The organism is Actinoallomurus acanthiterrae (genome assembly GCF_054775715.1).
In genome coordinates, this window is the sequence record NZ_BAAHCO010000001.1 from 5,399,323 (window position 1) to 5,413,765 (window position 14,443).

The 14,443-nt window shown below is 70.1% G+C and carries 11 protein-coding genes and 1 pseudogene; 4 read left to right on the top strand and 8 right to left on the bottom strand.

The genetic code is table 11. From position 1 onward, the window contains the following. Positions 1 to 33: 33 nt before the first annotated feature. Positions 34 to 1,472: pseudogene (locus ACYVF7_RS25645) on the bottom strand (aminobutyraldehyde dehydrogenase). 139 nt (positions 1,473 to 1,611) lie between these two features. Here ACYVF7_RS25645 and ACYVF7_RS25650 point away from each other — a divergent pair. Then, complete coding sequence (locus tag ACYVF7_RS25650) at positions 1,612 to 2,994, top strand: aspartate aminotransferase family protein (RefSeq protein WP_460345598.1); 1,383 nt, start codon at positions 1,612 to 1,614, stop codon at positions 2,992 to 2,994. A gap of 91 nt (positions 2,995 to 3,085) precedes the next feature. Beyond that, a complete protein-coding gene (locus ACYVF7_RS25655) occupies positions 3,086 to 3,565 on the top strand; it encodes an Lrp/AsnC family transcriptional regulator (protein WP_460345600.1) in 480 nt (159 codons plus the stop codon). An 82-nt stretch (positions 3,566 to 3,647) separates the two neighbouring features. Here ACYVF7_RS25655 and ACYVF7_RS25660 read toward each other — a convergent pair whose 3' ends face one another. From ACYVF7_RS25660 to ACYVF7_RS25690, 7 genes are read right to left on the bottom strand one after another with little or no spacing between them, the layout of a single operon-like run. Beyond that, complete coding sequence (locus ACYVF7_RS25660; protein WP_460345603.1) at positions 3,648 to 5,042, bottom strand: NAD(P)/FAD-dependent oxidoreductase; 1,395 nt, start codon at positions 5,040 to 5,042, stop codon at positions 3,648 to 3,650. Positions 5,043 to 5,046: 4 nt separating this feature from the next. After that, entirely contained in the window at positions 5,047 to 5,862 is an 816-nt protein-coding gene (locus tag ACYVF7_RS25665) for an ABC transporter ATP-binding protein (RefSeq protein WP_460345606.1), read from the bottom strand. After that, complete coding sequence (locus ACYVF7_RS25670; protein ID WP_460345609.1) at positions 5,859 to 6,821, bottom strand: ABC transporter ATP-binding protein; 963 nt, start codon at positions 6,819 to 6,821, stop codon at positions 5,859 to 5,861. Before ACYVF7_RS25670 ends, ACYVF7_RS25665 begins: the two co-directional genes overlap by 4 nt. After that, the gene (locus tag ACYVF7_RS25675; RefSeq protein WP_460345612.1) at positions 6,818 to 7,618 is read right to left on the bottom strand and encodes an ABC transporter permease; all 801 of its coding nucleotides are present in this window, start codon (positions 7,616 to 7,618) and stop codon (positions 6,818 to 6,820) included. The genes ACYVF7_RS25670 and ACYVF7_RS25675 overlap by 4 nt, the downstream gene beginning before the upstream one ends. After that, the gene (locus ACYVF7_RS25680; protein WP_460345615.1) at positions 7,615 to 8,529 is read right to left on the bottom strand and encodes an ABC transporter permease; all 915 of its coding nucleotides are present in this window, start codon (positions 8,527 to 8,529) and stop codon (positions 7,615 to 7,617) included. The genes ACYVF7_RS25675 and ACYVF7_RS25680 overlap by 4 nt, the downstream gene beginning before the upstream one ends. Continuing rightward, a complete protein-coding gene (locus tag ACYVF7_RS25685) occupies positions 8,526 to 10,133 on the bottom strand; it encodes an ABC transporter substrate-binding protein (protein WP_460345618.1) in 1,608 nt (535 codons plus the stop codon). Before ACYVF7_RS25685 ends, ACYVF7_RS25680 begins: the two co-directional genes overlap by 4 nt. Continuing rightward, positions 10,130 to 11,761, bottom strand: coding sequence for an amidohydrolase (locus tag ACYVF7_RS25690; RefSeq protein ID WP_460345621.1), 1,632 nt, complete (start codon positions 11,759 to 11,761; stop codon positions 10,130 to 10,132). The genes ACYVF7_RS25685 and ACYVF7_RS25690 overlap by 4 nt, the downstream gene beginning before the upstream one ends. Before the next feature lie 113 nt (positions 11,762 to 11,874). On the opposite strand from ACYVF7_RS25690, the gene ACYVF7_RS25695 reads away from it, so the two are divergent. Further along, positions 11,875 to 12,606, top strand: a complete 732-nt coding sequence (locus tag ACYVF7_RS25695; protein WP_460345624.1) for a TetR/AcrR family transcriptional regulator — start codon at positions 11,875 to 11,877, stop codon at positions 12,604 to 12,606. A gap of 132 nt (positions 12,607 to 12,738) precedes the next feature. After that, positions 12,739 to 14,379 (top strand): flavin monoamine oxidase family protein, encoded by a 1,641-nt coding sequence (locus tag ACYVF7_RS25700; protein ID WP_460345627.1) that lies wholly within the window; start codon positions 12,739 to 12,741, stop codon positions 14,377 to 14,379. Positions 14,380 to 14,443: the final 64 nt, after the last annotated feature.

Sequence of the window (14,443 nt, forward strand, 5' to 3'; positions counted from 1 at the left end):
GCAAACCGGACACGCCCCCGGCGACTCGCGCGATCAGCCTAGATGACTCATGACGTGCTTGACGCGGGTGTACTCCTCGAAGCTGTAGGCCGACAGATCCTTGCCGTACCCGGAGTGTTTGAAGCCGCCGTGTGGCATTTCGGCGATGAGCGGAATATGGGTGTTGATCCACACGCAGCCGAAGTCGAGCCGTCGCGACACCCTCAGCGCTCGCGCGTGGTCACGGGTCCACACGCTTGAGGCCAGCCCGTATTCGACGGCGTTGGCCCACGCGATGGCGGTGTCCTCGTCGTCGAAGCGTTGCACGGTGATGACAGGTCCGAAGATCTCGTCGGTCACGAGTTCGTCGCCCTGCCGGAGCCCGGAGATGACGGTCGGGGCGAAGAAGTAGCCGGTGTCGCCGACGCGGGAGCCTCCCGCCAGGATCTGCGCGTGGTCGGGGGCGCGGTCGAGGAATCCGTTGACCCTGGCCAGTTGGCCCGCGTTGTTGAGCGGGCCGTAGTAGGCGGCCGGGTCGTCCGGACCTGCCGTGACGGTCGCCGCGGCCTTCTCGGCGAGCGCCGCCGCCAGTTCTTTGTGAACGGCGGGTGCGGCGAGCACGCGGGTCGCCGCGGTGCAGTCCTGCCCGGCGTTGAAGTCGCCGCGCCGGCGATGCCTTCGGCCGCCTTGTCGATGTCGGCGTCGTCGAAGACGATGACCGGGGCCTTGCCTCCGAGTTCGAGGTGGAGCCGTTTCAGGTCCTGCGAGCCGGCCCGGGCGACCTCGATGCCCGCCCGCGTGGAGCCGGTGAGCGAGATCAAGCGCGGGGTCGGGTGCTCGACGAGCGTGCGGCCGGTGCCGCGGTCTCCGGTGATCACGTTGAACACGCCGGGGGGCAGGAACTCGGCGGCGATCTCGGCGATCATCAGCGTCGACACCGGAGTGGTGTCGGACGGTTTGAGCACGATGGTGTTGCCCGCGGCCAGCGCCGGTCCGATCTTCCACGCCGCCATCGCCATGGGGTAGTTCCACGGGGTGATCTGGCCGACCGGCCCGATCGGCTCGCGGCGGATCCAGGACGTGTGGTCCGCCAGGTACTCTCCCGCGGCTCTGCCTTCGAGGTTGCGGGCGGCGCCGGCGAAGAAGCGGAGCGCGTCCAGTACCTGGAAGATCTCCTCACTCATGGTCGCCTGAACGGGCTTGCCGCAGTTCTCCACCTCTGCGGCCACGAGTTCGTCCGCGCGACCCTCGATGGCGTCGGCGAGTTTGTTCAGCGCGATCTGCCGCTCCGCCGGCGTGGTGTCGCGCCAGCCGTTCTCGAAGGCGGCGGCCGCGGCGGCGAACGCGGCGTCGACGTCGGCGCGCCCCGACAGCGCCGCTTCGGCGAACACCTCGCCCGTGGCGGGGTTGATGAGCCCGGTCGTACGGCCTTCGGCCGCGTCGACGTAGGTGCCGTTGACGAAGTTTCGCAGGCGGCGAGTCTGAACAGGCAACGGACCTTCTCCTCTGTTGTCATGGCCAATGGCGACGAATCTAGTTGAGATCGCGTTAGCGTACAACGAATATCGTTGACCGAAACCGTGTTTCGTGTGCACACTGCTGCTACCTGCGTGAGACGAAGAAGGGGTGACCATGACGCTGCATCAGACCGCCGCCGAACAGTCGCAGCGGGCGGCGCGAGACCATCTGTGGCTGCACTTCAGCAAGATGGGCGAGTACGGGCCCGGGTCGCCGGTGCCCGTGATCGTGCGCGGTGAAGGCGCCTATGTCTATGACGCGAGCGGCAAGCGTTACCTCGACGCGCTCGCCGGCCTGTTCACGAACCAGGTCGGTCACGGCCGTGCCGAGCTCGCCGAGGCCGCCGCCAAGCAGGCGGCCGAGCTGGCGTTCTTCCCGCTCTGGTCCTACGCGCACCCGAACGCGATCGAGCTGGCGGAGCGCCTCGCCGGTCTCGCCCCCGGCGACCTCAACCGGGTCTTCTTCACCTCAGGGGGAGGCGAGGCGGTGGAGTCGGCCTGGAAGCTCGCCAAGCAGTACTTCAAGCTGGTGGGCAAGCCGACGAAGCACAAGGTCATCAGCCGTGCGGTCGCCTACCACGGCACCACGCAGGGGGCCTTGTCGATCACCGGGCTGCCGGCTCTGAAGGCACCCTTCGAGCCGCTGGTCCCGAGCACGTTCCGTGTCCCCAACACCAACATCTACCGGGCGCCCCTCTTCGGCGACGACCCGGAGGCGTTCGGCCGGTGGGCCGCCGATCAGATCGGCGTCGCGATCGAGCACGAGGGGCCCGACACCGTGGCGGCGGTGTTCCTGGAGCCGGTGCAGAACGCAGGCGGTTGCTTCCCGCCACCGCCCGGATACTTCGAACGGGTCCGGCAGATCTGCGACGAGCACGACGTCTTGTTCGTCTCCGATGAGGTGATCTGCGCCTTCGGCAGGCTCGGTCACACCTTCGGCGCCGAACGCTACGGGTACCAGCCCGACATCATCACCTGCGCCAAGGGCATCACCTCGGGCTACGCGCCGCTCGGCGCGATGATCGCCAGCGACCGGCTGGCCGAGCCGTTCCTGCGCGAGGACACCATGTTCGCGCACGGCTACACCTTCGGCGGGCACCCCGTGTCGACGGCCGTCGCGCTGGCCAACCTCGATCTCATCGAACGCGACGGCGTCTACGAGCACGTCCGCTCGCACGAGTCGGCCTTCCGGGCCACTCTCGAGAAGCTGCTGGACCTGCCCATCGTCGGCGACGTGCGCGGAGACGGCTACTTCTACGGCATCGAACTGGTCAAGGACAAGGCCACGCGGGAGAGCTTCGACGACGATGAGAGCGAACGCCTGCTCCGCGGCTTCCTCTCCCACGCGCTCTTCGACGCCGGTCTGTACTGCCGGGCCGATGACCGTGGAGACCCGGTCGTGCAACTCTCGCCGCCGCTGATCTGCGATCAGACGCATTTCGACGAGATGGAGCAGATCCTGCGCGCGACCCTGACCGAGGCGTGGAAGCGCCTCTGAGCGGAGCCGCAGCCGCCGCGTCGCGTCCGCCGCGTCGCGTCCACCGGCACGAGCACGCCCGACGCGGGTCTCCCGACACTAGGATTCCCCCATGTCAGCCCAGTCGGCATCGAACGAACGCGGCGGCGAACTGGACGAGGTCTCCAAGGCGATCATCGAGCAGCTGCAGCAGGACGGTCGCCGTCCGTACGGTGCGATCGGCAAGGTCGTCGGACTGTCGGAGGCCGCCGTCCGGCAGCGGGTTCAACGGCTCGTCAGCAGCGGCGTCATCCAGATCGTGGCGGTGACCGACCCGAAGGAGGTCGGCTTCACCCGGCAGGCCATGATCGGGATCAAGACGGGCGGCGACCCGGAGCCCGTCGCCGACGCACTCGCCGCGATGGACGAGGTCGATTACGTCGTCATCACCGCGGGCTCCTTCGACCTCATCGCGGAGGTCGTCTGCGAGAGCGACGAGCGTCTTCTCGCGCTGGTGACCAAGAACATCCGCGGTATCGACGGGGTGGTCGGTACCGAGACCTTCGTCTATCTCAAGCTGCGCAAGCAGACCTACGCCTGGGGCGTGCGCTGAACCACGCGCCGCCCCCGGCGAGCGCCCCGCCATGACCGAGGCGACGACGGCCGGTCCGGCTTCGGCGGGGCCCCGCCCGCGGTCAGGAGTCGAAGCCGAGGCCGAACCGGTCGAGTGCGCGCAGCCAGAGGTTGCGGCGTCCGCCGTGGCGGTCGGCGCGGTCGAGTGACCGGGTGGTGACCTCGATGGCGGCCCACCGCAGAGGTTCCGGTGGGAAGGGCAACGGCTTGCTCCGTACCATCGTCAGCGCCGTCCGCTCGGTGGACCCGCCCGCGAGCAGGTCGAGCATGACCTCCGCCCCGAACCGGGTGGCGCCGACGCCGAGGCCGGTGAAACCGGCCGCATAGGCCACCCGGCCCTGGTAGGCGGTGTCGAAGAACGCGCAGAACCGGCTGCAGGTGTCGATCGCCCCGCCCCACGCGTGGGTGAACCGCACGTCCTCGAGCTGCGGGAAGGTACGGAAGAAGTTGCGCGCCAGGGTGCGGAAGGTGGCGGGCCGCTGGTCGAGTTCGGCGGCCAGCCGGCTGCCGTAGTGGTAGACGGCGTCGTAGCCGCCCCAGAGAACGCGGTTGTCGGCGGTGAGCCGGAAGTAGTGGAACTTGTTGGCGCTGTCGCTGAGTCCCTCCCGGCCGCGCCAGCCGATCGTGGCGAGCAGCCTGTCGGGCAACGGCTCGGTCATCAGCACGTAGTCGTACACCGGAACGATGTAGGGGCGCACCCGCCGAAGAAGCGAGGGAAAGGCGTTGGTGGCGAGCGCGGCCTTACGGGCCCGGACCTCGCCGTACGGGGTCCGGACGGCGATGCCGGAGCCGTACGCGGTCAGTCCGAGGGCGCGGGTGCGCTCGAAGATCCGGACCCCCTGAGAGACGCACGCCGCCTTGAGGCCCCAGGCGAGCTTGGCCGGGTGGACCATGGCGGTGCCGTTCCGGTCCAGGAGACCGCCGAGGAACGTGGGCGAGTCGACGCGTGAGCGCAGCGCGTCGGCGTCCAGGAGGGTCAGCTCGAGCCCGTACTCGACCGCGGCCCGCGCGCTCTCGCGAAGCCCGGCGAGCTGGTGGGGCCGCGTGGCGACGCTGATCGACCCGGTGCGTTCCCACTCGCAGTCGATGCCGTAGCGCTCGATCGTGCTCTCGATCGCCTGAAGGTTGGCCCGGCCCTGACGGTCCAGCTCGGCGAGCTCGCCGGGCCAGCGGGCCAGTCCGTTCTCGAAGCCGTGCGTGAGGCTGGCCTCACAGAAGCCGCCGTTACGTCCCGAGGCCGCCCATCCGACCTCCTGCCCCTCGAGGAGGACCACGTCGAGAGACGGGTCGCGTTCCTTGGCGATCAGCGCCGTCCACAGCCCGCTGTAGCCGCCGCCGACGACCAGCAGGTCGCACGTGGTGTCACCGACCAGGGCCGGCCGAGCCGCCGGCCGGGTGGGGTCGTCGAGCCAGTACGGGGTGGGCTGTGCGTCGCTGAGCGCTCGTACGGGATCCATGCCGTCACCTGCGGGGACTGTCGGGGTCGGTAAGGGCTCGTCGTTGGCGGGAGATCTGGTCGGGGTCCCAGCCTCGGTGGGGGATGGAGCCCAGGAGCAGGCGGGTGTAGGGGTGCTTCGGTGCGGTGAGGAGGCCGTCGGTGGATTGGTGTTCGACGGCCTTGCCGCGGTGCATGACGATGGCCTCGTCGCAGAGGTAGCGGATGACGGCGAGGTCATGGCTGACGAAGATGATGCCGATGTCGGCGGTGGCGCGGATGTCGGCGAGCAGGTTGAGGATCTGGGCCTGGACGGAGACGTCGAGCGCGGAGACGGCTTCGTCGAGGATGATGATCTTGGGTTCGACGGCGAGCGCCCGGGCGATGGCGGCGCGTTGCCGTTGTCCGCCCGACAGCTGCCGTGGGAGCGCGTCGGCCTCGCGGTCGCCCAGGCCGACCTGGTCCAGTAGTTCGCTGATCCGCGCGGGCCGGTCGGGGTGGCCGTGGAGACGGAGGACATCGTCGAGCATGCGGCCGATGCGGACCCGTCCGTCGAGGGAGAGGTACGGGTCCTGGAAGACGATCTGAACGGACTTGGCCCGGGCGAGGCGGGCGTCGCGTCCCCGGGCCGCGCGGGTGATCGGCCGGCCTTCGATGAGGATGCGGCCCTCGTCGGGATGTTCGAGCCCGACGAGCATCCGGGCGGTGGTGGTCTTGCCGGAGCCGGACTCGCCGACGAGGCCGAGGGACCCTCCGGTGTGCAGGGTGAAGGAGAGGTCGTCGACGGCCACGACGGGTCCGAAGGTCTTGCGCAGGCCGGTGGCCTCCAGCAGCGGGGTCATGGGATTTCCTCGGCGCGGTGGCAGGCGACGTCACCGTCGCCGTGGTGTTCCAGCAGTGGGGGTGCGGTGTCGCAGCGGCCGGACTGGGCGAACGCGCACCGGGCGAAGAAGGCACAGCCCGGCGCGGCCTCCCGCAGGCTCAGCGGCGTACCGGGGACGGGGCGGAGCCGGTCCCGGGGCCCGGTCAAGGGCGGCGCGGATCCGAGCAGGCCGATGGTGTACGGGTGGCGTGGTGCGGCGAGCAGCGTGGTGGACGGCGCGGACTCGGCGATGCGTCCCGCGTACATCACGTACACCCGGTCGCAGACCGCCGTGGCCAGCTCCAGGTCGTGGGTGATGAGGAGCAGCCCCAGATTCCGCTCGCGGCGGAGCCGCTCGAGGATGGCCATGATCTCGGCCTGCGTGCTGACGTCGAGCGCGGTGGTGGGTTCGTCGCACAGGAGCAGCCTGGGGCCGGTCGTCAGCGCGTAGGCGATCATGATGCGCTGCAGCATGCCGCCGGACAGCTGGTGGGGGTACTGACGCAGGATGCGGGCGGGGTCGGGCAGCCCGACGGCGGTCAGCAACTCGAGCGCGCGAGCGTCGGCCTCGGCGCGGCGGGCGCCGTGGACCCGGCGCAGCGGTTCGGTGAGAAAGTCCCCGATGCGCAGGACCGGGTTGATCCCGGCCCGGGGGTCCTGGAAGACCATCGACGCGATGCCGGACCGTACCGCCTGGATCTCGGCGGGTGACGCGGTCGCCAGATCGGTGCCGTCGACGCGTACCGCGCCGGAGCGCGAAGCGCCGGACGGGAAGAGGCCGAGGGCCGAACGGGCGGTCACCGACTTGCCCGAGCCCGACTCGCCGACCAGGGCGACGGCCTCGCCCGCTTCGACGGTCAGGTTCACCGCGTCCAGGATCGGGCGGGCCGTCGACGGGAGGGCGACGGTCAGGTCGTCAATGTCCAGCAGTGATGTCATCGGGGCTCCCGGAGGGCGAGCCGGTCGCCGAGGTGGTCTCCGACGATGTTGACGGCGACCACGACGACGACCACGGTGAGGGCGGGCAGAATCGCCGACAGCGGGTGGCCTTCGAGGACCGCGGCCTGCCCTTGGTTGATCATCGCTCCCCAGTCGGGGTCCGGCGGCTGCACGCCGAGGCCGAGGAAGGACAGGGCGGCCAGGTCGAGCAGGGCGTAGCCGAAGTTGACCGTGGACTGGGCCAGGATGGTCGGCGTGATGGTGGGCAGGAGCCGGGTGACGGCGATGTAGGGAGCGGAGTGCCCCTGGACCTGGTAGGCGGCGATGTAGGGCCGTACCTTCTCCTGCGCGGCGAGCGCGCGGACCAGCCGGGCGGTGTAGGGCAGATAGGCGACGACCATGGCCATCACCGGCGCCGACAGTCCCTTGCCGAACAGCGCGACCGCCAGGATCGCCAGCAGCAGCGCGGGGAAGGCGAACACCACGTCCAGCGCGCGGCCGGCCATGGTGTCGAGCCGGCCGCCGCGCCAGGCGGCCGCCAGCCCGATCGCGGTGCCTCCGACGGTGGAGAGGACGACCACGAGCAGCGGTGCGACCAGGCTGGTCCGGCTGCCCTCGAGCAGCATCGACAGGGTGTCGTGGCCGCCCTGGTCGGTGCCGAGCCAGTGCGTCGGGCTGATCCCGGCGAAGGTCTCGCCGAGGTCGCCGATGGTGGGGTCGTAGGGAACGATCCATGGAGCGAGGGCCGCGCCGAGTGCGAACAGGCCGAGCACGACGAGGCAGAGGCGGGTCATCATCGTGCACGCACCCGGGGGTCGATGAGCGGGTACAGCAGGTCCACGAGCGTGTTGACGACCACGAAGGCGGCGACCACCAGCAGCACGATGGCCTGGACGACGGGGAAGTCCATCTTCTCCACGGACTGGACCAGCAGCGATCCGATCCCCGACATGCCGAAGGCGGTCTCCACGATCGTCGTGGAGACCAGGAGACCGGAGACCAGCAGGCCGGAGACGGTGACGATCGGGCCGAGCGCGTTGCGCAGCACGTGCCGCCGGATGACGGTCGCCTCGGGCAGGCCACGGCTGCGGACGACCTCGACGTGTTCACGCCCCAGTTCGTCCAGCATCGTCGAGCGGGTCACCCGGGTGACCAGTGCCATGAAGGTGATGGCCAGCGCGACCGACGGCAGGATCACGTGGTGGAGCCGGTCCAGCGCTCCGGATCCGTTGCCGACGGTCGGGAACCAGCCGAGCCGTACGCCGAACACCGAGCGGAGCACGATCGCGGCGGTGAATGACGGGATCGCGGCGCCGACGGTGACCAGTACGACCACCAGGCGGCCCCGCCGCAGCGCGCCGATCACGCCCGCGCCGACCCCGACGCCCAGGATCAGTACGGTCGAGACGCCGATCAGCAGCAGGGTGGCGGGCAGCCGCGACCAGATCACCGCGGCGACGCTCTCGTTGAACAGGTAGGACCGGCCGAAGTCGCCGTGCAGCACCCCGGCCAGCCAGTCGAAGTAGCGGACCGGGAAGGGCCGGTTCAGGTGGTACTCGGCGCGGAGCGCCGCGAGCTGTGCGGGACCGGGGCTGCGTCCGCGCACCAGGAACGCGATCGGGTCACCCGGCGCGAGGTAGAGGGAGGAGAAGACCAGGAAGGACGTGACCAGCAAGGTCGCGGCCATCCCGGCGAGCCGGCGGATCACTTGGCTCCGATCGTCGCGGCCCAGGGGTAGTAGAGGTAGTCGATCGAGGGGGCCACGCCGGTGATCTTCGGTCCGAGGTAGAGGCTGACCGGCTCGGAGTACAGCGGCAGCCAGGGGAGCTGCTGCAGCGCGATCCGCTGCGCCCGGGCGGTCGCCTCCGCCTTGGCGGTGGGGTCGGAGGCGGCGACGGCCTGGTCGATCGCCTGGTCGTAGGCGGCGTTCGACCAGCTGCCGTAGTTGCTGTACGAACCGGTCTGCAGCGAGACGTACATGTCGAGCGGGTCGGTGATGGAGGTGTACCAGAAGGTCACGAACAGGTCGATGCCCTTGCGCGCGGCGGGATCGGTGAACAGCGCCGTGTACTTGTCGGTGGAGATGGTCTCGATCTTCGGCTTGAGGCCGATCGCGGTGGCGGCCTGGGCGATGGCCTGGGTGGCGATGGTGGTCTGGGTGTCCAGCGGGCTGGTGGCGATCACCACCTGCTGACCGTGCACGCCTGCCTGCTTGGCGAGGGCGCGGGCCTTGGCGACGTCGTACGGGTACGTCGGAGAGGGCGTGGAGACCTGGCCGCGGATGGACGCGGGTGCGTTGTTCCAGTTGTTGGGGGTGACGAGGGAGTTCGCCACGTCGCCGACCCCGCCCGCGCCCGAGCCGATGAGGCCCTTGCGGTCGGTGGCCATGAGCAGCGCCTGGCGCACCCGCGGGTCGCCGAGCGGGCCGTGCAGGTTGGAGACCACCTCGTCGGCGACGGTGGTGGACCGGCCGAAGTACAGGCCCTTCTTCAACTGGTTGTACGAGGCGGGCGGCAGCATCCATCCGCCGTCGACCTCGCCGCTCTGGAAGGCGTTGACGCGGGCCGTCGGGTCGGGGATGAAGACGAACTTCACCTGCCCGGAGTGGGCCTTCAGCGCCGGGTCCCAGTAGCCGTCGAACCGCTTGAGGACGATCGACTGGCCGGGCGTCCAGGACCCGAAGCTGAACGGACCGGTGCAGTTCACCCCGGTCTGCGGGCTTCCGTACCGCTTGCCGTCCTTGGCGAGCGTCGCCGCGGACTCGATCGTGCCGGGGGCGGTGGCCATGTACTGGTTGAAGGTGGAGTCGGGCTTCTTCAGGGTGACGGTGACCTGGAGCGGGCCGGTCTTGGTGATCGATCTGACGTTGCGGAACGGGGTGGCCCAGACGCTGGCCACCTGCGGGTCGAGGTTGCGGCGCAGGGAGGCGACCACGTCGTCGGCGGTGAGCCTGGTGCCGTCGTGGAAGCGCACGCCCGGCCGGAGGTCGTACACCCAGGTGGTCGGGGTCGGGTTCCGGTAGCCACTGGCCAGGGCGGGCCCGTAGCTCAGGTCGGGTTTCCAGCGCAGCAGGCTCTCGCACACGTTGGCCAGGATCTGGTTGGGCGGGTAGTCGAAGGACTGGGCGTAGTCGATGGAGGTCGGCTCGGCGTAGCTCGACCAGGTGAAGGAGCCCAGGTCACCGCGGGGCGTGGCGGTCGTGTCGGTCAGCCGGTAGGTGGTCGTCTTGCCGTTGGAGCGGGCGGTGCCGCTGCAGGCGGCGGTCAGCGCGGCCAAGGCGAGTACCGCCGCGGTCTTGAGATGGTGCTTCACTGCGGGTCCTCACTGTGAACGAGACGACCTTCGACGTAAGTACGGCGGACACGGGCTGCGCCGATCTCCTCAGGGGGTCCGGCGAACGGGTCGCGGTCCAGGACGGCCAGGTCGGCGTACTTGCCGGCCTCCACGGTGCCGGTGACCGCGTCGAGGTGGTTGATCCAGGCACTGCCCTCGGTGTAGGCGGTCATCGCCTGGGCGAGGGTCAGTGACTGCTCGGGATAGAACGGCTTCTGGTCATGGCCGTACTGGGCGCGGTTGACCGCGACGTGGATGGCCGCCAGCGGATCGGGACTGCTCACCGACCAGTCGCTGCCGGCCACCAGACGGGCTCCCGCCCGCGCGAGGTCCCCGAAAGGGTACTGGAGCCGGGATCGGCCCGGACCCAGGAAGGGGATCGTGAGCTCGTCCATCTGCGGCTCGTGGGCGGCCCACAGCGCCTGGATGTTCGCGGCGGCGCCGACCTCGGCGAAGCGGCGCAGGTCGTCGGGGTGGACGAGTTGGAGGTGGGCCAGATGGTGGCGGTTGTCGCCCGGGCCGTTGACGTCGCGCGCGGCGGCCAGCCCGTCCAGGGCCTGGCGTACGGCGCGGTCACCGAGCGCGTGGAAGTGGATCTGGAAACCTTCCGCGTCCAGGCGGGTGACGGCCTCCTCCAGAAGCCCGGGCTCGATGAAGCTCAACCCCTCGTTGGTGGTGGGGCAGCCGCACGCGTCCAGGTAGGGCTCCAGCAGGCTCGCGGTGAAGTTCTCGGCGATCCCATCAAGCATGATCTTGACGGTGGTGGCTCGGAACCGTCCCCCGCGGGCGGCGTGACGGCGTTCCAGGAGCTCGGGGATCTGTTCCAGGCCGCGTTCGCGGTCCCACCACAGCGCGCCGACCACCCGCGCCCGAAGCTCGCCGGACTCGGCGGCTGCCTGATATGTGTCGAAATTATCTGAGTTGCCGGGATAGGTGCCGATATTGGCGTCCTGCCAGGCAGTGACGCCGAGCGAGAACAGGTAGCGCTGTGCCGCCAGCAGGCCGAGTCGAGCCTCCTTCCGAGTGGTGGCGGGGACGGAGACCAAGCCCATGGCTCCCTCCTGGAGGACGCCGGCCGGGGTGCCGTCGGGCTCGCGCTCGATCCGGCCGTCGCCGGGGTCGGGGGTGTCGCGGTCGATCCCGGCCCGTCGCAAGGCCTCGGTGTTGACCCAGGCGCCGTGACCGTCGCGGTTGGTGAGCATCACCGGGCGGTCCGGGACGATCTCGTCGAGCATCTGCCGCGTCGGGACTCCGCCGGGGAAGGCGTCCATCGACCAGCCGCCGCCCTGGATCCAGGCCGCCTCACGGTGGTCGGCCGCGTAGGCGGCGACCTTCCGCAGGTAGCCGGCGGCGTCGGCTTCACCGGACAGGTCGCAGCGCAGCAGCTGCACGCCCGCGAACGCCGCATGGTTGTGAGCGTCCTGGAAACCCGGCACCAGCAGACCGCCCTCCAGGTCCACGACCTCGGTGTTCCCGCCGATGTGACCCTCGGCGTCAGCCGTGACGGCCTGGACGCGGCCGCCGGTGACCGCGACGGCCGCCGGCCGGGACCCGCCTCCGGCGAAGATCCGGCCTCCCTTCAACACCAGGTCGGCTGAGCTCGGCATTCGCGCCCCTCTCTGCATGTCGGCTGCGGTGATATGGGAGTGAACGCCTGGCGCAAAGCTGATGTCAACAGTGTTGCGCTCTCTCGTTTCCGACTTGTTACACTGCGGCCACCATGACCAAGCCCGCACAACGCCAGTCCCGGCCCCGGTCCACCAAGCGGTCGGGAAGCCAGCTCAACCGTGAAGCCATCATCCAGGCGAGCCTGCGCATCGCGGCCCGGGGGAGCGCCGACGCCTTCACCGTCCGCCGGCTCGGAGAGGAGCTGGGCACCGACCCGACCGCGGTCTACCGGCACTTCCGCGACAAGGACGAGTTGCTGCTGTCGGTCGCCGACCGGACGCTGGGGGAGGTGCTGGACGGGATTCCGGCCGGGCTCGGCTGGAAGGACCGGCTGCGGGCGCTGGCCGCCGAGTCCCTGCGGGTCGCGCTGAAGTACCCCGTGGTCGGCTCGCTGATGACCAGCCGTACGACTCGGCGTGCCAACGAGTTCCGGGTGGTCGAGCTGATCCTGGGAGCGGTCACCGAGGCCGGTCTCGAGGGGATGGACGCGGTCGTCCACTACCGCATGGTCGGCGACTCGATCCTGGCGTACGTGGGGCAGCGGGCCGCCTACCTGCTGCTGGACCAAACGGCGCGCGAGGGTGACGAGTCGTCGTGGACGCAGGAGTACCGGCTGGTCGACCCGGACGGCTTCCCGCACATCACCCGGCTGGGCGACGAACTCGCCACGGTCGCCGACGACCAGATCTACGACGCTCGCGTGGAGGCCCTGGTCACGGCCATCGAGCGGTGCGCCGAAGAGAGACGCGCTCGACCTGACGGACACGCCGCCGCTCGGGACTGAGATGGCGCGTCGCTCGGATCTGAGATGGCGCAACAGTGTTGACAACAGTGATTCGCCCGGGTTTCACTCTCCTCCATTCGGCTGTCGGGCCCCTGCCGGGCCCGCTACTCCGCCGCACCTGGAGGAACCCCCATGCGCCCCACGCCTCCCTCCCGCCCGATCACCGGCTCCGGTCTGCCCGACCCGCTGCGGCAGGCCTTCGCGCTCGAGGCCGAGTCCCGCCGCCGGGGAATCCCGGTCGCCGAACTCGCCGGCGAACGATCCCGAGCGTCGGCCTCGCCGGAGCGCCGCGTCTCCCGCCGCGCGCTCCTGGGCGGTGCGACCGCGCTCGCCGCGGGCGCGCTCGTGGCCCCGCTCACGAGCCAGGCCAGAGCCTCGGCGGCGACGGCGCCGCGCATCGTCATCATCGGCGGGGGACTGGCCGGGCTACGCTGCGCACATCTGCTGTGGAACCAGGCACGACCGCTGGCCAGCACCGTCTACGACGCCGACACCACGCACATCGGCGGCCGCTGCTGGTCGCTGCGCGGCTTCTACGACGCCGACCAGGTCAGTGAACACGGCGGATCGTTCATCAGCTCCACCGACACCGCCGTGCTCGCGCTGGCCAAATCGCTCGGGCTGAAGACCGAGTTCGCCAACGGAGGAGAACTGGCCAAGGGAGACTACGCGGGCTGGATCGGGAACGCCCCGTACAACGGAAGCCGGCAGCAGAGCGACTGGACCGCCGACGCCTACACCGCGTTCCACAACTCCTACACCGCGATGGGCACCCCGCGTTACAACGACCACACCGCCGCCGCGCGGGAACTCGATCAGATGTCCTGCCTGGACTACCTCTCCTCCATCGGACTGTCCTCCGGGGCTCCCCTCACCCAGCTCATCGAGTCCATCCAGCTCCAGAGCGGTGGCAGCCCCGACGAGGCGTCGGCGGTCGGGATGATCGGCTTCCTCGGCGCGTCCTCCACCTTCGACGGCGGGCCCGGGTTCGACGAGAAGTACCACATCGCGGGCGGCAACGACGGTCTCGTCACCGGCATGCTCGCCCAGCTGCCCGCCGGGACCGTACGGCAGGGGTACGAGCTGATCGCCCTCGCCCGCAACACCGACGGCAGCTACGCCTGCACCTTCGACAACGGCGGCACCACCGTCTGCGTCCAGGCCGACCACGTCGTGCTCGCCCTGCCCTTCGCCACGCTCCGCAAGGTCGACCTCACCAGGGCCGGGCTGTCCCCCCTCAAGACCACCGCCATCCAGCAGCAGGGCATGGGCCAGAACGCCAAGCTCGTCCTCCAGCTCACCCGGAAGACCTGGCCGAGCGCCGGCTTCAACGGCGTCAGCAACACCGGCCCCACCGGCTACCAGACCGCGTGGGACGGATCCGTCGAGCTCGGCGCCAACGGATCCCCCGCGCTCCTGGTCAACTTCCCCGGCGGCGACGTCGCCCGTACGACCCTCACCGGCGCCGCCCACGGACCCGCTCCCGCCGCCGATGTGACCTGGTTCCTCGGCCAGATCGAGAACGTCTTCCCCGGCACCACCGCCGCCTACAACGGCAAGGCCTATGAGGACCACTGGTCACTGGACCCCTGGCACCAAGGCGCCTACCACTTCTACAAGGTCGGCCAGTACACCACCTTCGCCGGCTACGAAGCCGTCCAGGAAGGCAACGTCCACTTCGCCGGCGAACACACCGACGTCGACAACGCCACCCTCAACGCCGCCGTCGCCTCCGGCGAACGAGCCGCCGCCGAAATCAACACGCAGGTGTGAGCTCGCTGGCTCAACGGTGTGGCCGGTCCCGCGTGGACGCGGGCCCGGCCACGGCCGTCATGGG

Bases quoted from the DNA above. Each gene is read 5' to 3' on its own strand.
- ACYVF7_RS25650 (WP_460345598.1), top strand. From the start codon at position 1,612: ATGACGCTGCATCAGACCGCCGCCGAACAGTCGCAGCGGGCGGCGCGA.
- ACYVF7_RS25655 (WP_460345600.1), top strand. From the start codon at position 3,086: ATGTCAGCCCAGTCGGCATCGAACGAACGCGGCGGCGAACTGGACGAG.
- ACYVF7_RS25660 (WP_460345603.1), bottom strand. From the start codon at position 5,042: ATGGATCCCGTACGAGCGCTCAGCGACGCACAGCCCACCCCGTACTGG.
- ACYVF7_RS25665 (WP_460345606.1), bottom strand. From the start codon at position 5,862: ATGACCCCGCTGCTGGAGGCCACCGGCCTGCGCAAGACCTTCGGACCC.
- ACYVF7_RS25670 (WP_460345609.1), bottom strand. From the start codon at position 6,821: ATGACATCACTGCTGGACATTGACGACCTGACCGTCGCCCTCCCGTCG.
- ACYVF7_RS25675 (WP_460345612.1), bottom strand. From the start codon at position 7,618: ATGATGACCCGCCTCTGCCTCGTCGTGCTCGGCCTGTTCGCACTCGGC.
- ACYVF7_RS25690 (WP_460345621.1), bottom strand. From the start codon at position 11,761: ATGCCGAGCTCAGCCGACCTGGTGTTGAAGGGAGGCCGGATCTTCGCC.
- ACYVF7_RS25695 (WP_460345624.1), top strand. From the start codon at position 11,875: ATGACCAAGCCCGCACAACGCCAGTCCCGGCCCCGGTCCACCAAGCGG.
- ACYVF7_RS25700 (WP_460345627.1), top strand. From the start codon at position 12,739: ATGCGCCCCACGCCTCCCTCCCGCCCGATCACCGGCTCCGGTCTGCCC.